The organism is candidate division KSB1 bacterium (assembly GCA_034521575.1).
In the GTDB taxonomy this organism is placed as follows: Bacteria; Zhuqueibacterota; Zhuqueibacteria; order Residuimicrobiales; family Krinioviventaceae; genus JAXHMJ01.
The window spans coordinates 846440-869217 of sequence record JAXHMJ010000002.1; the positions used below are offsets into that span (position 1 = coordinate 846440).

Below are 22778 nucleotides of genomic sequence, written 5' to 3' on the forward strand. Positions count from 1 at the left end.
AGCATGTTCTCGCAGTTGGAATGGCACCTGGAGACTATATCATTCAGGAATATCCGCCCATGGGCTGGAATTTGTTCAGTATTTTCATCACCGGTGATACGGACAACGGTTCCAGTATTGACTTGTCCTTGAATCAGGCGAAACTCGATTATGATTCCGGTGAGGACATTGTGGTGTATTTTGAAAACCTGTATGAAGAACAACAGGAAGGCGTGGATTTCGGCGATGCACCGGATAGCTACCGAACCCGCATGATTAGTAACGGCGCTTCGCATAGCGTCCATCACGATATTTCAATCGGTACACTGACGGATGCAGAGCCGGACGGCCTGCCCACTATTGCCGCGGACGGAGACGATAACGCAGACCAAAATGATGAAGACGGTGTGCTGATCACCGCTCCGTTCATGCCGGGATCACCGGGTACGGCAAAAATTGATGTTGAAAACCGGGGCGCAGTGGATGATTACGGATACGTCGTCGGCTGGATCGATTTCAACCGCGATAATTCATTTCAGCAAACCGAACTCATCGGCAGTCAATATTTGACCCTGACCGCGTCTTCTGTCACTTCCCACACCTTTAATTTTACCGTACCGGCCAATTCAATACCCGGCCCGACCTATGCGCGTTTCAGACTGTTTATCGGACGTCAGGAGCAGGGCGTGCAGTTTGTCCCCATCTGGTACGATTACGGCGGTGATGGTGAAGTTGAGGATTATATGGTTGAAATTGAGGGGGAACAGGAAAATCTCGATTGGGGGGATGCTCCTTCTCCCTATCCGGCTGCCTCTCACACCATTGCTGGCGCATATATTGGTGGATCCGCAGCACCGGATGCAGAAACAGGGATGCAGAGACATCCTCAGGCTCTTGGAGACGATCAGGATAGTGATGGAGATGATGAAGATGGATTTCAACAATTTTCAGATTTTGTACCGGGTCAGTTGATGCATTTTGTATTAGTTACCACATATCCTGCTAATGATTCTGTCATGGCTTTCTTATGGATAGACTGGAACCAGGATAAGGATTGGGAGGATCCCGGCGAAGCTGTATTAACATTTAGCTATAATGCAAGCGGTTCAGGTAAGGGGTATTGCGTCATTGGCATGATCGCGCAAGTGCCGACATATGCTGTCCTTGGAAATACATTTGCGCGAGTTCGTGTCGCAAGACCTGAAGGTCCGGGATTTTCCTCATATGGATACATGAAAAGCGGCGAAGTGGAAGATCATCTGGTTGTTGTCAAATCAGAAGGCGATTCGATTCCGCAAGGAAGTATGCTGTTCGGCTACAAATGGAACGACCTGAACGGCAATGGTATATGGGATGTGGCACCGACACCGGAACCACCGTTGCCCAACTGGACCATCTGGCTGGACATGAACAGCAACGGTGTGTATGACAGCGGCGATCTGACCACAACAACTGACGCCAGCGGCCGCTACCAGTTCAGCAATTTAGCGGATGGTTCGTACGTTGTCGGAGAACAACTGCAGAACGGCTGGACTCAAACCTATCCGCCGGCGCCGGGTACACATACCGTCTCGGTGGCTGTGGGCCAGATAGTACAGGCGGCCAATTTCGGCAATATGCAACAAGAACCCGGACCGGGAGACGGCGTATTAAAATGGTCGCAGCCGCCGCTGTTCGATCCCCTGTGGGAAGACACCACCTGTTATTTCGGCTGGGATGAACCGTCTATCTTTATGGAGCGCATGGCCGCGGATGACTGGTTCTGCTTTAATCCCCAGCCGGTCACATCTATCCGCTGGTGGGGTTCGTATACCAACTGGCGCCAAGACCTGCCGCCCGAACAGGCGCCGAATATGTTCCATCTGAGCATCTGGACGGATGTGCCCCGTGATGAAGAAAACGAATTCAGTCATCCGGGCGAACGGATCTGGGAATTGTTCATGCCTCGCGATGCTGTGAACGAACTGCCGGTACGCTGCGACTTTTTCCCGGATCGCATGGATGAACCCGAAACCTGTTTCCGGTACCATATCAATCTTCCCAAGGATACCTGGTTCTATCAGGAAGGCGATTCAACGGTTTACTGGCTGTGCGTGACCGCTGTATATGAACAAGAGCCGCCGGAAGAACATATCTGGGGATGGAAGACGCGCATGCATTATTTCAATGATGATGCGGTGCTGTTCCATTCCATTGAATCCAAAGACGGTCAGTTTGTATTTGAGGCCGGTGAACCCCTGGCGCCTCGCTGGGATTTGGCATTTGAACTGGGAACAACGGAATATGAGTGGAATCTCGATTTCGGCGACGCTCCGGATTCCCGGCTATGCCACAACCCGCATGGCCAACGGCGCTCATCATCTGGTGGACCCAATGTGCAAATCGGCGAGTTGATCGATGCGGAATCCGACGGTCAACCGCAATCCGATGCCAAGGGCGATGATGCCAACCATCTCAATGACGCCGACGGCGTGCGCTTTCTCACGGATTTTGTACCGGGTGAAACCGTAGAGATGCAAGTGGATCTGTCGAGTGCCGGCTATGTCAATGTCTGGCTGGATATTCATTCATTCCGGACACTGGTTCGATCCGCCTTCGCATGTCATTGATGACCTGTGGCTGCCGTCCGGCACTGAGAAACTCTCATTTGACCTGCCGGATGACACAGAACCCGGTGATTCTTATTTGCGACTCCGCTTCAGCACCCTTCCGGGACTGTGGTTCTGTGGATTTGCGCCGGACGGTGAAACACAGGATTATTGGGTCGACATTAAATCATTTAGCGGTGTGGACGATTCAAAGGGAATGCCTTCTGAATACAAACTGCACCCCAATATCCCGAATCCTTTTAATCCAAGCACCCGTTTGAGTTATGATATACCGGCTGCCTCCAATGTCCGACTCACAATATACAATCTCAGGGGTCAGGAAATCCGGACACTCGCATCCGGACAACAGCCTGCCGGACGGCATACCGTCATCTGGGATGGCTGTGACAACAGCGGTCGATTGCTGCCAGGCGGAATTTACTTTGCCATATTCAAGGCAGGTGATTATAAAACCTCGCAGAAACTTTTACTGCTGAAATAATATTATTCAAAATCATCATTAGAATGAAACAGCAGGCTGACGCGATCAGTCTGCTGTTTTTTTGCATATCACCTCCCACCCCATCACTGCTGAAAAATCTTCTTGCTTGCTTGATAATATTTCGTTATTTTAGCTTAAACCTTTAAGGCCTATGCAAAACATCAGGAACTGTTATGAAAAATCGTACTTTCTCCCAATCGCTCATACTCGTTCTGCTGCGCCTTACAATCGGCTGGCATTTTTTATACGAAGGGCTGGTCAAACTGCTGCAGACCGACTGGACCGCTGCCAGCTATTTGAGTGTTTCCAACTGGATTTTTGCACCCGTGTTTCACTGGATGGCGGAAACTCCTGAAGTATTAGCAGCTGTTGATTTTCTGAATATCTGGGGATTAATTCTCATCGGCGCTGCATTGATATTCGGTGTATTCGAACGATTCGCTGCCTTTTGCGGCATGGCGCTGCTGGCGCTTTACTATATTGCCAATCCGCCGTTTGTCGGTCTCGAATTCGGTGTTCCCGCGGAGGGTAATTATCTGGTGGTCAACAAAAATCTGGTAGAATTTTTCGCCCTTGGTATCCTGATTTATTTCCCCACCGGCAAAGTATTCGGTCTGGATTTCTTTTTAAAGCGCAAACCCAAAACAACCAAAGCGGAAAAAGAACTCGATGTCAAACACCCGGAAGAACAGGTCAATATTGGACGCAGGCAGGTCATTAAAGCCCTGACCGGTGTCCCGGCTGCCGGTGTTTTTGCCTGGGCGTTTGCGCGTAAGAAACAATGGCAAAGCTGGGAAGACAAAAATCTGGTTGATGCTATGACCAGCGCCAGCACCAAACTCTTCAATCCGGCGGGTTTGACGCATCTGAACGGGCAAATCCCGAAAGCAACAATCAACAATGTCGAATTCAGCCGCTTGATTCTCGGCGGCAACCTGTTGTCCGGCTGGGCGCATTCGCGCGATTTGATCTATGTATCCCAGCTTGTCAAAGCTTATCACAACAAGGATAAAATATTTGCCACGCTGTTAACAGCGGAAAAATGCGGCATCAACACCCTGCTCACCAATCCGATTTTATGCACGCTGATCGATGAATACTGGAAACGCAATATCGGCAAAATCCAGTTCATCTCAGACTGTGCGGGATTGAATTACGACAAGGGAGTGTATGCGATACCGTTTCAAGATTATATCGCTCGAATCCAGCGCGCTATTGATTACGGCGCCACTTCCTGCTATATTCAGGGTGAGACAGCTGATCATTATATTCAACACGGTTTGTATGACCATCTGGAAAAAGCCATGAATTTAATACACGATAACGGCCTGCAGTTGGGGATTGGCGCTCATCGGGTCGAAACGCTTGAAAAATGCGTTGAGCTCGGTTTGCTCCCGGACTATTGGATGAAGACCCTGCATCACCATAATTATTGGTCGGCAAAAGCAGAAACCTGGCATGACAACAAATACTGTTTTGATCCACAGAGAACCATCGATTTTATTGCAAGCCGACCGGAACCGGTTATCGCATTCAAAACCATGGCCGCCGGCGCGATTCATCCACAGGACGCGTTCCGCTATGCATTTGAAAACGGCGCTGATTTTGTCTGTGCCGGAATGTATGATTTTCAAATGGTGGATGACTGCAATATTGCACTGGATATCTTAAATGATGACAAACTCAATCGCAAACGGGACTGGAAAGCAGTCTAAAAAGCAAAAATATCAATGAAACGATGTGATTTCTCCAAGGCAAAGAGCGCATCTGCAGCATTGGGCGCATTTCACGGCAAAACAATGAAATCACAGGTGCACAACGGATCACCAAAGCTGATGACGGGTCAGGCTGATCGTTACCACGGAGAGGTGTTGCTGTTGTTTCCGGCGGACATGCCTTTGTGTTCCTGACGATATACACCCGGCGGCTGCCCAACGACGCGTTTGAAGCTTTGGTTCATATAGCTTTCATATTTGAATCCCGCTCGTTGTGCAATATCTCCCTGTGTTAGATCTGTTTCTATCAGCAGTTCTCTCACACGCACAATTTTGATCCGTAAAATTTCTTCATAAGGAGAGTGACCGATCATACGTTTGAACCGTTTCTCAAACACCCGTCGCGACATGGGTAAAAACGACAGCAGCTGCTGCACATTCAGTCCTTCACAAGCGTGTTTGTGAATATAATGCATAGCCCTGGAAATATCCGGATCATTGATCGCCTTGATATCCGTAGATTTTCGTTTTTGTATCCCCAGCGGTTCAATAAACTGACGTTCTTTGAAATTATAATCACCCTGCATCATCCGGTCAAGACACCTGGCTGCTAAAAATCCGGTGCGGAAAGAATCCGGTATAACACTGGTAAGAGGCGGATCACAAAACTCACATATCAAATCATCATTATCCACTCCAATGATCGCCAGGCTTTCCGGTACAAGTATATTCTCATTTTGACAAATCTGAATAATATTTTGGGCACGCGAGTCAAAAGCGGCAAATACACCTGCAGGTTTAGGAAGATCATAGAGCCACTCGGTCAGGCGTATCCGATCCTGATCCCAATTCATCTCAGGTTCCGAATCATAGGGATAGATATGGCATTTGAATCCCTTTTCCTGCAGATAATAATGAAAATGATTTTTCCGCCAATCCGACCAGTTGTAATTCACACCGCAATAGGCAAATTGCTCAAGCCCCAACTCTATAAAGTGGTTCGCTGCCAGTTCAGCAATCTTTTTGTCATTCGTTTCAATCAATGGAATTTTTTTCATCACATATCCAGAGCTCACATTGACAATAGGAATATTTATTTTTTCCAAAATTGCAGCCGTTTGCGGACTGTCAATTCTGGCAATAATCCCCTCTCCGTTCCAATTGAGCAGCCAGGAAACATCCGGCAGTCCTCTGCTGTATTCACCGAGATAAAGTGACCATGGAAAATGCTTGTGAATATAGGCGTTTATTCCTTTCAGTACCCCGCGCGAGTAAGCATTCGATGTTTCAATTAGCAAACCGACCCGCGGTCGTCCGGCAGAAAGCTGATTCTTCAACCTGCAAAGACCTCATTTACTGACAGTACAATATTATACAAAACAGACGCAAAAATTTATTGTTCATCAATATTATTTTTTTATCTTTATATATAATGATTTAATTTCATCATTTCAACCGAAAAAAGGAAAATTCAGATGAAAAGAAGAGATTTTTTAAAAAAAACAGCCGTTTCTGCTGCAGCTGCCGGGTTATTAAAGGCGAGTACGGGAACTGCTGCTGTTCAGGAACCTACGCTCAACAATAAAAAAGTCCTCATGGTCTGGGGCGGTTGGGACGGACACGAACCCAAAAAATGCATTGATCTGTTGGCTCCCTGGGCGCGGGAAAATGGCGCCGAGGTGCGGATATCGGATTCACTCGATGTCTATACCGAACAAGAATATATGCAGTCCCTGGATCTGATTGTCCAGGTTTGGACCATGGGTGAAATCTCCAAAGAACAGGAGCAGGGTCTTCTCAAAGCAGTCAAAAGCGGAATCGGCCTGGCCGGCTGGCATGGCGGATTGTGTGATTCCTTTCGGCAAAATGTGGAATATCAGTTTATGACCGGCGGTCAATGGGTTGCGCATCCCGGTGGTGTGATTGATTATACCGTAAATATCACCAATCACAAAGATCCGGTGACAAAAGCTCTGAATGACTTTGCCATGCATTCGGAACAGTATTATATGCACGTGGACCCAAATGTCAAAGTCCTGGCCACCACGACCTTTACCGGTGAACATGCGGACTGGATTGACGGATGCGTCATGCCGGTGGTGTGGAAAAAATATTTCGGTGAGGGGCGGATTTTTTATTCTTCTCTGGGACACAAAGCACATGATTTTGATGTGCCCGAGGCATTGAGCATTTTAAAACGTGGCATTCTGTGGGCCGGTGAAAGTAAATATCATCCGCGCGAGTCCTGGAAAAGCCCGGTCTATGGTTAGACAAGAATAAACTGTGGCGTGTGTTTTGTTGAATACAATTATAACGATCGAAAGGAGTACCTATGTCCAGACCTGTAACTTTATTTACCGGACAGTGGGCAGACCTGCCGCTAAAAGAACTTGCAAAACTTGCCAGCCAATGGGGATATGACGGGCTGGAACTGGCATGCTGGGGCGATCATTTTGAGGTCCCCCGCGCCCTGGAAAGTGATTTATATATCCGGGACAAGAAAGATCTGCTTGCCAAGTACGATCTAAAATGCTTTGCCATCAGCAATCACCTTGTCGGACAATGCGTCTGTGATCCCGTTGATGAACGTCATAAAGGTATATTGCCGGAACGGATTTGGGGAGACGGCGATGCCGAAGGAGTCCGACAGCGTGCAGCGGCTGAAATACAGGATACAGCAATAGCTGCAAAGCAATTCGGTGTCGATATCGTCAATGGATTTACAGGCAGCAGCATCTGGCACAAGCTGTATTTCTTTCCCCCGACCTCTTCAGACGAGATTGATGCCGGATATCGTGATTTTGCAGAGCGTTGGACACCGATTCTCGACACGTTTAAAAAAAATAAAATAAAATTTGCTCTGGAAGTTCATCCCACGGAAATCGCTTATGATATCATCACTGCCGAACGCACGTTACATGCGGTGAACAACCATCCCGCGTTTGGCTTTAATTTTGATCCCAGCCATCTTGTTCATCAATTTGTCGATCCGGTCGAATTCATTGACAGCTTTGATGACCGTATTTACCATGTTCACATCAAGGATTCACGGGTACAACTGACCGGCCGCAACAGCATCCTCTCCTCACATCTCAGCTTTGGCGATTCACGACGGGGATGGGATTTTGTCTCTCCCGGACATGGTGATGTCGAATGGGATCCGATCATTCGCGCATTAAATCGCGTGGGTTACAAGGGACCGTTATCCGTGGAATGGGAAGATTCCGGTATGAACCGCGTACACGGAGCACAGGAAGCACTGGAAATAATCCGCAGAGAGGATTTTTCACCCCCGGACACGGCATTTGACGACGCATTTGAATCTTGATTTATAAATTATTCACGTTAAAAAGAGGTTATTATGAGTAAAGAAACCGGATTCACACACCTGGCCAAAGAAAAAAAACAGGGCGATTTGCCTGAAATCGGAGTCGGAATGCTGGGATATGCATTTATGGGTAAAGCCCATTCGCATGCGTTCAAATCACTTCCCTATATGATTGAAACACCTCCGGCGCGTCCCCGTCTGGTCGGAATTTGCGGACGTAACAAATCCGCAGTGACATCTGCAGCAGCACGCTACGGCTATGAGTACGCCTACACCGACTGGCGTGACATGATCGACAATAAAGATATCCAGTTAATCAGCAACGGCGGACCGAATTTTATGCATGCGGAACCGAGCATCGTCGCAGCACAGGCGGGCAAACATATTCTCTGTGAAAAACCGCTTGGACGCACTGCGGAGGAATCAAAGGACATGCTTGATGCTGTTGAAAATGCAGGTGTCAAACATATGGCAGGTTTTAACTATCGATTTGTACCCGCGCTTGTACATGCACGCAATTTAATCAAATCCGGCGCCCTGGGCCGTATTTATCATTTTCGTGCGGTCTATTTGCAGGAGTGGCTTCTTCCTGCTTATAACACACCGCGACTCTGGCGCATGAACAAAGAACAGGCCGGAAGCGGTGTTTTGGGCGATTTGGGTACACATATTATTGATCTGAGCCGTTTCCTTTTGGGTGAGATGGTTTCAGTGCAGGCCAAAACCAAAACATTTATACCTGAACGCGAACTACCGGACGGAAGCGGAACCGGGCCGGTTGATGTGGACGATGCGTTCGCTGCTCTTGTTGAATTTGATAACGGCGCACTGGGAACACTCGAAGCCTCACGATTTGCAACAGGGCGCAAAAATCATCAACGACTTGAAATCAATGGAGAAAACGGCAGTCTGATGTTTAATCTGGAACGGTTGAATGAACTGAATGTTTATTGGCATGATGATGAAACATCGGAAACCCAGGGTTTTCATAATGTACTGGTCAGCGAATCTTATCATCCCTGGCTGAAAAACTGGTGGCCGCATGGACATATGCTCGGTTGGGAGCACACATTAGTGCATGAATTGACACATTTTCTGGATTGTATTGTAAATGACAAAAATGTTTCTCCGGATGCAGCTACATTTTATGACGGGTACAAGGCCGCTGTTATAAGCGATGCCATCCTCGAATCTGCAGACCTGAAAAAGCAAATCGATATTAAAGACTGAGGAGTTGGGAATGAATTCAAAGGTGAACCGTCGATCCTTTATTAAACATACATTAAAGGCTACAGCTGTCCTTGGCGCGCCCCTGATTATTCCGGGTTCGGCGCTGGGCAAAAACGGCAAGACAGCGCCGAGCGACCGAATAACCATAGGGTGTATCGGAATGGGCAATATGGGCACGTCAAATATGCAGGTATTTCTGGGTAATCCCGATGCGCAAATTGTGGCTGTATGCGATGTGGATGAAATCCGACTTGAAAAGGCCAGGGAAATGGTTAGTGTTCATGGCCAGAATTGCATCGCGACCCCGGATTTCCTAAAGCTGATCCATGACCCGTCTATTGACGCCATCTCGCTCGCCACACCGGATCATTGGCATGGATATATTGCAGTCAAAGCCGCGGAAAACGGAAAAGACATTTACGGCGAAAAACCATTATCTCATAATTTGGCGGAAGGGCGGGCGATCTGCAATGCCGTACAAGCAAATCAACGTATATGGCAAACCGGCAGCTGGCAGCGGTCGCAGTCCAATTTCCGGTTCGGCTGCGAATTGGTAAGAAACGGCCGCATCGGCAAAGTGCACACAGTACAAGTCGGATTGCCGGAAGGATATTCCGGACGCATCCCGGAAGAATACCATATCCAGACACCGCCTGCAACCCTGGATTATGACAGATGGCTGGGACCGGCGCCGTACACGCCTTATATTCCGTTTAAAACGCACTGGAATTGGCGATGGCAGCTCGCATTCGGCGGCGGACAGCTGCTGGACTGGATCGGACACCATGCCGATATCGCACACTGGGGATTGGGTATGGAACATACCGGACCTTTTGAAATAAAAGGCAAAGGAGAATATCCGAAAACAGGGCCATGGGATGCAGCAAGCCGCTATTATTTAAAAGCGCAGTATCCCGAGAATATCACCATGATCATTGCCGGAGGATATCCGGAGATCCCCATGGGAACTCGATGGATTGGAGAATATGGCTGGGTATATGTTAATCGCGGCGGCGTCATCAAAACAAATCCGGAATCTCTTGTGCGTGAGACATTCGGCCCTGACGAAGTGCATCTTTACCGGTCAAACGATCACCGGGCAAATTTTATCGACTGTATGAAATCCAGACGTCCGACCATAACCCCGGCGGAAGTTGCGCACCGCAGTGCAACTCCGGGACACCTGGGACAAATCGCCATGCTGCTAAAACGAAAGATAAAATTTAACCCCGTAACGGAAGCAATTATCAATGATCCGGAAGCCTCGCGTCTGCTCTCCCGCCCTATGCGTACTCCCTGGAAAATCGTATAACCTGTTTAATTAGAATGGATAGATAAAATGAATTTCAAAACTCTGCGTTTCAATCTAATGATATTTTTCCTGCTTGCGCTTTTGCAAATCCAGGCCGGTTTTGCCAACTCGTTAAAGGACAAACTTGAAAAATCACAAACCTATCAATACTCTGACAGCAGACTGGTGCTTTCTCAAATCGACAGTATGATTGTCTCCAAACTCAATGCTGGAGAATCAAATCTTTTTATTGAAAAACAGCTGCTGCCTTTTTTGACAAAAGACAACTCGCTTGCATTTAAGCAATTTTTGTGTGAAAAGCTAAGCTTTCTCGGCAGTGAGAAATCGGTACAACCTCTTGTAAGCATGCTGTCTGAACCCGCCACCTATGATATGGCGCTTTTTGCTCTAAGCCGGATACCGCATCCTGACGTATCAGCAGCTTTGCGTGAGATCTGCCCGCAGCTTATTTCCAAATCTAAAATCGGAGTCATCCAAACGCTTGGGTTCAGGCGCGATGAAAATTCAGTCGAGTTATTGTCCGAATATATCAATCACAGTAATTCAGACATTTCTTCTGCAGCAATCTCGGCGCTCGGAAACATCGGTTCCTATGCCGCCCTGAATGCATTAGCCGATGCTACCGGTCGGGAGCATCGGATTGACAACTCGGTTCTGCAGCACGCCCGTCTGGAGGCAGCTGCCCAATTGGAAGATAGGAATCCAAAACTATCTATGGATGAGTATGAATCTCTTTTGTCCAGCAAGCATATTTCCATTCAAATGGGGGCGTGTCGACGCCTGCTCAATGCCGAACCGCATCGGTTTGCAGAAAGAATAAATCAATTTATCGACCAAAAAGACAGTGTACTCGTTACTGCCGGGCTGCAATGGATTCAGGAGACAGAATCACCTTGCAGTGTGAAAGAGATGAAATCCATTTTCAGCCGGTTATCACCGGCCCATCAGACCATTCTTCTCACCTCACTGCAAGAAATGAACAATGATATGTATTTACCGGTTCCCATGACAGCACTCGATTCAAAAAACAACGAGGTTCGCGAGACGGCATTTAACGCCATTGTTGAACTTGGAAATGCGTCTACCGTCGATGCGTTGGTCAATCGCTCCTGGACGACCCGATCTGATTTAGAGGCCGTTCTGCACACATTATCCTATCTGCCGGGCAATCAGACCGACCAAGCAATCATTCAAGCGATGGAATCTGCTTCATCTCGGTCATTGTCCCTGCTGCTGACGGCTCTCGGCAACCGAAGAATACAGGGTCAGGATTCTCTGCTGCTGTCCTATCTTGATCATACCAACAAGCGAATCCAGCGGGACGCCTGGATCGCTCTTGGTAAAACAGCGGATGAGTCAAATTTACCCCAGATCATTCAAGCTTTTTTAGACTTGCAGTCCCAAACCGCGAATGCAGATTATATTCAAAATGCGATTGTACAGATTATTCGACGCGCACCCGAAAACAACAATTGCAGTCAGGTCATTCTTGCTGCTTTTGAACAAAATATAAACAAAGATCAAAAGATTAGATTGCTGGAATTAATGGGACGCATTGGTGATCCCGATACGTATACCCTAATTTCGAATACGCTTCGAGACAATGATCCCGAGATCGTGCTGACAGGGATTCGCGCCTTGTCAAACTGGCCCAATTCAGCTCCCATTTTCGATTTAATGAACATCACATTAAACGCTCAGAACCAAAAACAGAGCATTCTTGCGCTTCGGGGAATTGACAAAATCACCAAAACCGACTCTAGATATTCGGCGCCGGTCAAAGTTTCCATTTATCAATTCATTCTAAATCAAGCGCCGACAGCTGCGGAAAAACGTCTGGCATTATCCGGCTTGTCAGAGCTGATTATACCTCGTTCTTTAAAGGTCATTAGCGAGTACTTTGAGTCGGATGTGCGCGATGAGGCAATAACCGCTGCGGTGACGATGATACCGGAGGTATGGTGGAGCGACAGACAGTTAACCAGGGATACGATAAATACTCTGTTAAAAATCACAGACAACCCCGACCACACCAAAGTTTTAAAAAGCATTTTAATTCGGATGGATCAATAAAAACAAGGGCAGTCAATGCCCTTTTCAAACCCAAAAGGGGCTGTAAAACAGCCCCTTTTTTCATTTCTATAATAAAGACCAGGCAACAGTGAGGCCGGCCATAACAATCGATACCATTGTCATGAGCTTGATCAAAATGTTCAAACTCGGCCCGGAGGTATCCTTGAACGGATCACCGACCGTATCACCGATAACAGCAGCTTTATGGGCATCAGAGCCTTTGCCGCCGTGTGCACCGCCTTCAATATACTTTTTGGCATTGTCCCAGGCGCCGCCTGCATCAGCCATAAAAATAGCCAGAACAAAACCTGAAGACAATGCGCCTGTCAAAAGTCCCATCACACCGGGAACGCCGAAAAACAAACCAACGACAATCGGTGCGGCTATTGCCAAAAGAGATGGGAACATCATCTCACGCTGAGCGCCTTTGGTTGAAATGAGTACACACCGCGCATAATCCGGAGTGGCTTCTCCCTCCAGGATTCCCTTAATTTCCTTGAATTGGCGGCGTACTTCATCAACCATACTTCCGGCTACTCGTCCGACAGCGGTCATGGTCAGGCCGCAGAACAAAAATGCCATCATAGCGCCGACAAACATACCGAGCAAGACCTTGGGATTCATCAGCGTGACATTAAAATAATCCATAAAATCACGCAAATGAGCGTTCGCGGTCTCGACTGATGAGCCTTGAGAAAGTTCCAACGTTGTTTGTCCAAGACGAATCATACCGATTTTAATCTCTTCGATATAGGAAGCCAATAAAGCAAGAGCCGTCAATGCAGCCGAACCGATGGCAAAGCCTTTACCAGTCGCAGCAGTTGTATTGCCAAGAGAATCCAGTGCATCCGTACGGGTTCTTACTTCTTCACCCAAGCCGGCCATTTCAGCATTACCGCCTGCATTATCAGCAATGGGCCCGTATGCATCTGTCGCCAGAGTGATACCCAATGTGGAAAGCATACCAACAGCAGCAATACCGATTCCGTACAAACCAGTTGAAATCACTTCGGGTTTGATCAGTTCTTTCCCTACAGGCCACCCTGAAGCACAAAGAAAAGCAAGAATAGTTCCAACGACAATCGTAATCACAGGTATAGCTGTGGACAACATACCTGTTCCGATTCCACTGATAATCACCGTTGCGGGACCGGTTTCAGCGTTACGGGCGATATTCTGTGTTGGTTTATAAGCAGCCGAGGTAAAGTATTCAGTGGATTTTCCGATCATCCAGCCGGTGAATAATCCGATAATAATGGCCGCCCAGATCCCCCACATATTTGGGTAAATCAAGGACTTTGAGAATCAGCCATGAAAAAACGATTATCAAAAAGGTACTCAGATTAACACCGCGGCTCAGAGCTTTTAACAGTGTTTTTTGCGTGGCATTTTCTTTGGTGCGCACTGCAAAAATACCGACAATAGATAACAGTGTACCTACAGCGGCAATCAGCATCGGAGCGAGAACAGCTTTGAATTGCAATCCCACGGACGAGGTAAAAGCAGCCGCTCCCAAAGCAGCCGTTGCGAGTATGGACCCTGCATAGGATTCATAAAGGTCGGCGCCCATCCCGGCTACGTCGCCTACATTATCGCCCACATTATCAGCGATAGTAGCGGGATTGCGAGGATCATCCTCGGGAATTCCGGCTTCGACTTTACCAACAAGGTCAGCGCCGACATCAGCAGCTTTGGTATAGATACCACCGCCAACACGAGCAAACAAGGCCTGGGTGGAAGCGCCCATACCAAAAGTCAGCATTGTCGTTGTAATTATTGCCATTTTGTGTGCGCCGGTAGCATCCACAAAATGATTCAAAACAATGAACCAGGCCGAGATATCCAGCAGCACCAATCCGACGACCACCAACCCCATAACAGCGCCGGAGCGGAAAGCAACTTTTAGACCACCGTCCAGAGAACGGCGTGCTGCGTTTGCAGTTCGGGCGCCTGCAAAAGTAGCTGTCTTCATGCCGAAAAATCCTGCCAGGCCTGAAAAGAAACCACCGGTCAGAAAAGCAAACCATACCCAGCCGTTCTGATAGTTAAAGACTGCCATCACGGCAAAAAGGGCGGTGAGAACAATAAAGACATAAAGCACAACTTTGTATTGCTGTTTGAGATAAGCCATTGCTCCATCACGGACGTGCTGAGCAATTTCAGCCATGCGTTCAGTTCCCTCGCTCTCTTTCATCATGCTTTTGAAAAACACATAAGCAAAAACAAGAGCAACTACAGAGGTGAATGGAACCAGCCAAAATAGAGGTTCTAACATTATTTCTCCTTAGTTATTGTTTTATTTTTGATTGATTAATTGTATTTATTGAAATCAGAAAAAAGATTAATAACTCATAATTTAATCAAAATCTAAAATAATGTCAAGAATATTAAAGCATACTGAAAAATAAAAGTGAATTCAGCCTGTGTCAATGATATGATTCAGGAAAGGACATAAAAAAAGCGGATGGTCAAGTACCTGCCTAGGGGGGGTCAGCAGGTACCGGAGGGGAGGCAGACCATCCGCCGTTAAATTCTTAATGAACAGTAAAAATTTACAAAAACTTTATCTTCAAGTCAATGTTTTTGTTCCAGTTTTACAATTGTTCACATTTTGCATGTGCTTTCATTTCCAAATCTAATGATCAGAGTCAGAAAAAAGTTCCTGATTTTTTTCAACCGTTTTTTATTTTGCCCTTCTCAGCATACCTGACCCTGTTTATTGAACAAGATCGTTTGCATTCTCTGATATTTTCTTAACCGCAGCGACAATATCATCCATATCCTTTTCAGCGCCCAACATCACAAATTGCGGGAACCATATTGCCTCTTCATAACAGGCCCGTTCCGTTATCGGGCATTCAACCGCGCTGTAATCTATCGGCAGATCAACTTTGGAGCCACGCGGGCCGAAAGATTTGTTCAAAAATACAGGCTGTTTGTAAAGAGGAAGTGAGTAGCCCGGACTGGTAGGAATACCTTCTTTTCGCATCGCATCTACAAAATCAGTTTTAGGCAGATTTGCAAATTTGTCTTGATCATATCGAACAATATACAAATGCACTGAATGCGAAGTCACAGAGTCCGGTATCTCAAGCGGGTGAACCCATCAATTTCCTTCAGATTTGTATTCAAATAGCGCATATTTTCCTGACGTATATTCATCAGCTCTTCGTAGCGGTCTAGTTGAGCCAGGAGAACTGCGGACTGGAATTCTGTGATTCGGGTATTGCCGCCAAAATAAAAATGTTCGTACCATAGACCGTCTTCGCTCCTGCCGCAATTTGAATGAGAGCGGGCAAATTTGGCTACCGTGTCATCATTGGTCAGAATAATTCCGCCCTCTCCGGCATTGATATTTTTAGAGGACTGAAAACTGAAACAACCGGCATCACCAATAGCTCCCAGCCTGCGTCCTTTCCACTCCGACCCCCATGCCTGGGCGGCGTCCTCAACGACTTTGAGATGATGCTGTTTCGCGATATCCATTATAGCGTCCATATCAGCTGAACGACCGGCAAAATGAACCGGCATAATGGCTCCGGTTTTTTCAGTAATGGCTTTTTCTATGGCGTTGGGATCGATATTATAGGTCTCCGGATCAATATCTACAAAGACGGGTACAGCTCCCATTTCGACCACGGCTGTGGCCGTAGCGATAAATGTATAAGCTGGAACAATCACCTCCGAGCCCGGTTGAACATCAGCAGCCATCAAGGCAATCTGGAGTGCCGTTGTGCCGCTGTTCACTGCAATACCGTATTTCGCTTCCTGAAATTTTGCAAACTTTTGTTCAAATTGTTCGGTAACCTGTCCTTTCAGGCAGCCCCATTGTCCGTTTTTTACAACCGTAGTCAAATTATCAATTTCTTCATCTCCCCATATTGGCCACTTGGGAAAAGGCTCGGTCCGAACCGGTTCCCCGCCTCGTACTGCCAACTGACTCATATCTGATCTCCTTTATTGAATGAAATTTCAGATAATGTAGCTATATCATCTTACAAAATCAAATCTTTTCAATAAAAATGATTGCGGGTTTAAGAGATCAAAGATTTATGCCAAATGTTCATGCTTTCCAAGCCCCCGGAAATTTGAGTATTATTGACCAGTGTCCCGCCAAAATGATACCTCTGTTTTGCAAAGGTAATGTTCATTCCATAGGACAAAGCGCGGGCAATGGTATACACGGTTGAAATTTCAAACCGCGGCATCCGGGCTTCCATCGCCCGCAGTAAATACAAAGCAAGCCCCTCGCCCCGATACTCCGGATGCGTGGCAAAATCCGTCATCTCCGCATTGGCGTTCTCAATATCCATTTCTGCCGATGACGCAGCTACCAGCCTCTCCCCTGCAAAAACCCCGTAATAGCGTACGTGTGTTTGCATAGTGGATTTTATATAGTCCGGATCATAGATGGGAAACGGGTAACTCGGAAATACGAATTTGTACAATTCTGTCAAAGCTCCGGTATCCGACGGCAAGAGTTCCCGGATAGAAAACAGATCCGGCAACTGGGCCCTTTCATCGGACATTGTTTTTTCAATGGCGGTCCGGCGTACCTGGTTAATACGGATGCTGGTTTCCTGTTCAAGCCTCTTACGATCAGTTGTATAGAAACGGCTCATAAACCATGCATCCATTTTCTGTTTGTAAAAACCGGGGATTTCTGCTTCTTTTTCGTATCCGGCCTGTAAAAAGGCCTCGGACGCAGAAAAAGGTATCTTTGCAAATATTTTAGAGTACTGTTGTTCAACAGCAAGGTTATCTATATGTTGCAATATTTGCTTTGTGTTCTCGGGATCAGAGCTTCATCAGGTTACACCCGATCGTTGGAAACTCCGTGTTGAATCACAGAATTCCCGATTCTATCGATTGTATCAAATTTCATAATAATTCACGAATTCCTGAGTTCTATAAACATAACAATGGCGTACAGAAAAGCGGACAACAACAACCCCCACACACTCGCATCGAGATTCCAGGGCATTCCAAAGGATGTAAAAATAAGAATCAGTGTAAACCCGCCGCCTCCGAACATACTGACCAATGCGGCGCGGGAACTTTTATATTTGCTGAAATAAGCCATTACAGTCGGAATAAACAAACCGGCCACCATAAATGAATAAGCATGCAAAATGATGCTCAACACAGTGGTATAAGAATTGGCAATGATAAACGTAATAACTCCGATCACCAGAGTCACCGCCTGACTGAGCCGCATCATGGACTTGTGTGAAAGACGCCGATTTAAAAAGGCCTCAATAACATCATTAACAAAGTTCCCGGAAGAAGCAATCAGACAGCTGTCAGCTGTGGACATGATAGCAGAAAAATAAGCGGCAATCACGATCCCTTTGATACCGATTGGTAATATTTCTCTCAATAACATGGGCATCGCAATTTCGGAATCGACATCCGGGAAATAGATGCGGGCGATCATACCTAAAATAACCCCTGCGAATGCCATCAAAGGATATTCCAGTATTCCCGCCAGAAAAAAGGCTTTTTGGGCTTCTTTAACATTACGACACGCGTAAATACGCTGATACAGAGTCATCGCAATAAACCAAATCGGTACAATGGTAAATAGCCAGTTGATAAATTGAGAAACATGCAGATTTGTCAGTGAGAAAAATTCCGCCGGCAGTGCACTCCGCAGCATTGCATAGCCGCCGACTTTTATATACGCGAACGGAATCCCGAAAAGAATCAGTCCGGATAACAAAATCATCCATTGGAATGTATCTGTGTAAATCACCGCTTTGAGTCCGCCCATTACAGTATAAACGATAATGATCGCCGTCATAATATAGAGTGACAAATCCAGTGGATTTATTGTATTCACTCCCGCAAAGACGGTTCCTGCAGCCAGTTTGGCCCCGGCAAGAATCTGTGCCGAGGTGAACCCCAGATATCCGATTCCGGAAATCAGTGCAGCAGCCAATACCACTTTATTGTTATAGTGCAGTTTGAGAAAATCCGGAAAGGTTAATAAATTTTCCTGTTTATCAATGCTTTTAATTTTAGGGATCACCAGTACAGCGGCAAGCCAGGCGCCCAACAATCCGGTGAACAAGAGCCAGCTTCCGGACAATCCCATGAGGAACCCGAGGCCGCCCAGACCAATCGAAAACCCGCCTCCCACATCAGTGGCCACAATGGAGAATCCAATATGTGAAGCGGATATCGAGCGGTCTCCGACATAATACTCACTGCGGGTTTTGTTTTTTCTGAAAAAATAGACACCAATGCCCAGAACCACGATAAAATAAATTGCAAAGATAACAAAATCAATAAAATGCATCAATCAACTTCCTCAACCCGACGATCAAACCGTTCATTGCTCTGAGGAACAAGAGAATAATCTCCATCATAATCAGCAAGCAGTTTTGCGATGCCGACTGACTGGTACTCATCTGCACTGTCCAGATTGAGCTGAAGTTCACATTTTTCACAGTTCCGATCACAAAACAACGGTTCATAAGAGTCGGGTTCTTTATAGGTGGTAATGACACCTTCATAATTCCGCAAAACGACTTTGTTGGTAGACCAGGATATCAAATAATTCGGCATCACCGGAATCTTTCCGCCGCCGCCGGGTGCATCGATAACATAACGGGGCACGGCAAATCCACTGGTGTGGCCAATGAGGCTTTCAATAATCTCAATTCCTTTACCCACAGGTGTACGCAAATGCGCCAATCCTTCCGAAAGATCACATTGATACAGATAATAGGGCCGTACCCGGTTCTGCACCAGTTTATGCACCAACGTCTTCATAATACGCGGACAGTCATTCACTCCAGCCAGCAGCACGGACTGATTTCCCAACGGGAATCCTGCATCGGCCAGTTTTTTCAACGCCTCGCGTGAAGATGTGGTTAATTCACGCGGATGATTGAAATGTGTATTGATCCAGATCGGTTGATATTTCTGCAGCACGTTGACCAGATTATCAGTAATACGATACGGAAGCACTACCGGTGTCCGGGTTCCAATGCGCACAATCTCTACATGTTCAATTGATGTCAGTTCGGATAAGAGCCAATCGAGATAATTATCACCCAATAAGAAAGGATCGCCGCCGGAAAGCAAGACGTCGCGAACATTGGGAGTATTTCTGATATATTCAATCCCTTCTCTCAGAATTTCCTTATTTGGAATAAAGTCCACATCTCCTACCTTGCGCTTGCGCGTACAATGGCGGCAATACATAGAGCAGACATTGCTCACATGAAATAAAACACGGTCCGGATATCGATGCGTAATATTGGCGGCGGGACTGTCTTTATCCTCAGCCAGTGGATCCGCCATCTCGCAATCATTAATCATCAGTTCAGAAGGTGATGGAAAAGATTGTATATAGATGGGATCAGTTTTATAGTCTTTTGGATCAATCAGGGACAAATAGTAAGGTGTAATCGAAAGTGGAAATTTATCAAGAGTTTGCTCAAGTTTTCCACGTTCATCTGCAGGGAATTGTATACCGGTCAGCAATTCAAAATCATCTATTGTGGTGATGACGTGCTTGCGCTGCCAGCGCCAGTCTTTCCATTTATCCAGAACGACTTTAGAGTCGATCTTTTTGGCCAGAGTTTTTTGTTTCTTATTATAGATAGACATATATATATACCTCATCAGTTAATGAACAGATATTCACAATATGTGACAGCCACAGCTTTCTTTGCAGTCGTGAAATATAAAGTTTTAATAGAAGGCTAGAATTCGCTCACAGCAAATGTGTGAAACATTTGGAAGATAATAGAAATTATTATTTAACTATTTGTTTATATATAATATACAATATTTTTCATAAAAGTCAAGTAATTATCGGCCACTATACGGCATTGACTTTTGCATGTCAGAGTTTATCGGAACACTATGCAGAATATTGGCAAAAGCGACTCCCCGGAGCACAGATGGAATCAAACTTATCTTAAACACGGACCCAAACACCACTCCGACAAAGTAGAATGGAACAACAATTTTTCTTCACCAAGGAAATAAAAAAGGCGGTATTTCAAAAATACCGCCTTTCAGAATACTTATTTTCTTGGTTTGTGGCAGAACCACCAGTCATATCCTTCATATTGCTTCAACCGCTCCGAAGCATCTTTGATGTTTTTGGGCGGCGGTACAATAACATGATCTTTGATTAACTCATTATCCGGCCAGTTGGCGGGTACTGCGACTTTTTCGTCATCAGAGAGCTGCAGAGCCCGGACGGCACGAACAACCTCATCCATATTACGTCCGATTTCCTGCGGATAATAAAGAACCAGCCGCACTTTTCCCTGCGGATCCCCCACAAATACCGCTCGTACCGTATTTGTTCCTTTTCCGGGATGCAGCATGCCCAGTTTTAAAGCCACTTGATCATTGGCGGCAATAATTGGAAACTCGATTTGTACATCCAGTTTTTCCTTGATCCATTCCACCCATTTAATATGGGAGAACACCTGATCAATTGACATGCCAATCAATTTGCAGTCCATTTTTTTAAATTCTTCATACCGTTTTTGAAATCCGACAAATTCAGTTGTACAAACGGGTGTAAAATCAGCAGGATGGCTGAACAATACAAACCAGGACCCTTTTAAATCCCCGGGTATATTCATCGGTCCGTGTGTTGTATCAACCTGAATTTCCGGAAAATCGTCGCCGAGCAGTGGCATATTCATTTTTTCTTCCATGTTTTAGTCTCCTGTTTTATTTTTTATTCATTTATTGATTTTTTTTACCTTTTATTGTACCTGTTTTACGCAGGCGTACCGGTCTCGACCGGGTTTTCCTTTTCAGAACTCCACTCTGACCAGCCGCCGTCATATATCGAAACATGTTTGTACCCCATCAGCCATGCATAATAAAATGCTTCGCTGGCCCGCCATCCTGTTCCACAGTAAAACGCGATCTTTTTATCGGGGGTCACTCCCATTTTACTCCACATTGCTTCTATTTCATCATAGCTCCGCATCGTATCATCGTGATTACGGTAATTTTCCATGTGATAGGCATCAGAACCGTTATTACCCCATAATGCTCCGGATATTCTTCCAGCTTGTTTAACATAGTGATAACCACTGACCTCTCCAATATATTCCGGCCAACTGCGCATACTGACCAGTTCAGCCCGGGAATCGTCAATCATTTCTCTGGCTTTGGGCATATCGACAATATATTCGGGATGTTCTGGAATATTCAGACCGGTTTCTTTGACAGGGTTGGGAGAGAATTCTTTTCGGGTCACAGCTCCGCCAATACGCAGCCAGGCGTCCAGACCACCATCCAATACGCGCACATCCTGAACACCGGCATACATCAGTATCAACGCAGCCCGCATAGCGCCCAGATGTCCCGCCTGCTTTCCGGGATGCTCCTGAGACATGTTCGGATTCGACGTGCGACCATACAAAATGACAGTGGTATCTTTGGTGATACCATGATTACAAAGTTCTTTTTCCAGTTCCTGGGGGCTGCGGCGATTCCAGTCCTCTTCCGATTCGAGGTCCAGAGTATCAAGCCAAATCGCTCCCGGAATATGCCCCTTGTCATAATCTCCCCAGTTATCGAAATTTACATGAGCGAGCACGTAATAATCTATTTGTTCTTCCTGGATCCGGTTTTTGAGTAAAAGATCAAGCCATACAGCCGGAACCAATTTGCGGTAGCCGGGCAGATGATCCAGTGGTAAACCGGGTTCAAGTGAATACTCTTTCATACCCGGATTATGCAGGGTTACATTATCGAAACCGAGTTTAGTCAGCAGTTGCCCGGCTTTTTCCGCATCTTTTCCTGAAAAACCGGTTATGATAACATGAGAGCGGCCGGAAATCTTGGCGTCCAGTTTTTCCTCCAGTTCTTCAATCTGTAGTTCTTCGAACCATTCAAGCGGGAATGACACAGCGCCCGGAATATGTCCCCCCCGGTTCATATCTTTCAACGTCCATCCGTTAAAAGTCGCAGAGGGCCGCACATCCAATACCATCGTATCTTCTTTTTCAATATCCTGGAGCAACTGATAAGACGTGACAGAGTTAAACATAAAATTCTCCAT

The 22778-nt window shown here is 46.3% G+C and carries 15 protein-coding genes and 2 pseudogenes; 8 read left to right on the forward strand and 9 right to left on the reverse strand.

Annotated features, from left to right (window positions below):
- The first annotated feature begins 20 nt into the window (after positions 1–20).
- The 3 genes from U5R06_06805 (at position 21) to U5R06_06815 (ending at position 4784) form a co-directional block, all read left to right on the forward strand.
- Positions 21–2588 carry a GEVED domain-containing protein gene (locus tag U5R06_06805; protein ID MDZ7722519.1) on the forward strand — a complete coding sequence of 856 codons (2568 nt, stop codon included), beginning with the start codon at positions 21–23 and terminating at the stop codon, positions 2586–2588.
- The gene (locus U5R06_06810) at positions 2527–3069 is read left to right on the forward strand and encodes a FlgD immunoglobulin-like domain containing protein (GenBank protein MDZ7722520.1); all 543 of its coding nucleotides are present in this window, start codon (positions 2527–2529) and stop codon (positions 3067–3069) included. The genes U5R06_06805 and U5R06_06810 overlap by 62 nt, the downstream gene beginning before the upstream one ends.
- A 173-nt stretch (positions 3070–3242) precedes the next feature.
- Entirely contained in the window at positions 3243–4784 is a 1542-nt protein-coding gene (locus U5R06_06815) for a DoxX family protein (GenBank protein ID MDZ7722521.1), read from the forward strand.
- A gap of 140 nt (positions 4785–4924) precedes the next feature.
- Here the strand turns inward: U5R06_06815 and U5R06_06820 are convergent, their stop codons facing one another.
- Positions 4925–6121 carry a DNA-binding transcriptional regulator gene (locus U5R06_06820; GenBank protein ID MDZ7722522.1) on the reverse strand — a complete coding sequence of 399 codons (1197 nt, stop codon included), beginning with the start codon at positions 6119–6121 and terminating at the stop codon, positions 4925–4927.
- A 138-nt stretch (positions 6122–6259) separates the two neighbouring features.
- Here U5R06_06820 and U5R06_06825 point away from each other — a divergent pair, with 138 nt between their 5' ends.
- From U5R06_06825 to U5R06_06845, 5 genes are all read left to right on the forward strand, one after another.
- Positions 6260–7054 carry a ThuA domain-containing protein gene (locus U5R06_06825; protein MDZ7722523.1) on the forward strand — a complete coding sequence of 265 codons (795 nt, stop codon included), beginning with the start codon at positions 6260–6262 and terminating at the stop codon, positions 7052–7054.
- 62 nt (positions 7055–7116) lie between these two features.
- Positions 7117–8112 (forward strand): sugar phosphate isomerase/epimerase family protein, encoded by a 996-nt coding sequence (locus U5R06_06830; GenBank protein MDZ7722524.1) that lies wholly within the window; start codon positions 7117–7119, stop codon positions 8110–8112.
- A gap of 33 nt (positions 8113–8145) precedes the next feature.
- Positions 8146–9342 carry a Gfo/Idh/MocA family oxidoreductase gene (locus U5R06_06835; GenBank protein ID MDZ7722525.1) on the forward strand — a complete coding sequence of 399 codons (1197 nt, stop codon included), beginning with the start codon at positions 8146–8148 and terminating at the stop codon, positions 9340–9342.
- Positions 9343–9352: 10 nt separating this feature from the next.
- The gene (locus tag U5R06_06840) at positions 9353–10654 is read left to right on the forward strand and encodes a Gfo/Idh/MocA family oxidoreductase (GenBank protein ID MDZ7722526.1); all 1302 of its coding nucleotides are present in this window, start codon (positions 9353–9355) and stop codon (positions 10652–10654) included.
- A 27-nt stretch (positions 10655–10681) separates the two neighbouring features.
- Positions 10682–12727 carry a HEAT repeat domain-containing protein gene (locus U5R06_06845; GenBank protein ID MDZ7722527.1) on the forward strand — a complete coding sequence of 682 codons (2046 nt, stop codon included), beginning with the start codon at positions 10682–10684 and terminating at the stop codon, positions 12725–12727.
- 66 nt (positions 12728–12793) lie between these two features.
- Here U5R06_06845 and U5R06_06850 read toward each other — a convergent pair.
- From U5R06_06850 to U5R06_06885, 8 genes and pseudogenes are all read right to left on the reverse strand, one after another.
- Positions 12794–15002: pseudogene (locus U5R06_06850) on the reverse strand (sodium-translocating pyrophosphatase).
- 441 nt (positions 15003–15443) lie between these two features.
- Positions 15444–15803 carry a DegT/DnrJ/EryC1/StrS family aminotransferase gene (locus U5R06_06855; protein ID MDZ7722528.1) on the reverse strand — a complete coding sequence of 120 codons (360 nt, stop codon included), beginning with the start codon at positions 15801–15803 and terminating at the stop codon, positions 15444–15446.
- Positions 15800–16672 (reverse strand): DegT/DnrJ/EryC1/StrS family aminotransferase, encoded by an 873-nt coding sequence (locus U5R06_06860; GenBank protein ID MDZ7722529.1) that lies wholly within the window; start codon positions 16670–16672, stop codon positions 15800–15802. The genes U5R06_06855 and U5R06_06860 overlap by 4 nt, the downstream gene beginning before the upstream one ends.
- 89 nt (positions 16673–16761) lie before the next feature.
- Positions 16762–17511 (reverse strand): annotated as a pseudogene (gene ablB, locus U5R06_06865) (putative beta-lysine N-acetyltransferase).
- A gap of 107 nt (positions 17512–17618) precedes the next feature.
- On the reverse strand, positions 17619–19028 hold the full coding sequence (locus tag U5R06_06870; GenBank protein MDZ7722530.1) for a sodium:solute symporter family protein: 1410 nt from the start codon (positions 19026–19028) through the stop codon (positions 17619–17621).
- Positions 19028–20347, reverse strand: coding sequence for a lysine 2,3-aminomutase (gene ablA, locus U5R06_06875; GenBank protein MDZ7722531.1), 1320 nt, complete (start codon positions 20345–20347; stop codon positions 19028–19030). Before ablA ends, U5R06_06870 begins: the two co-directional genes overlap by 1 nt.
- A gap of 422 nt (positions 20348–20769) precedes the next feature.
- Positions 20770–21417 (reverse strand): peroxiredoxin, encoded by a 648-nt coding sequence (locus U5R06_06880; protein ID MDZ7722532.1) that lies wholly within the window; start codon positions 21415–21417, stop codon positions 20770–20772.
- Positions 21418–21482: 65 nt separating this feature from the next.
- Complete coding sequence (locus U5R06_06885) at positions 21483–22766, reverse strand: rhodanese-like domain-containing protein (GenBank protein ID MDZ7722533.1); 1284 nt, start codon at positions 22764–22766, stop codon at positions 21483–21485.
- Between the last annotated feature and the right edge of the window lie 12 nt (positions 22767–22778).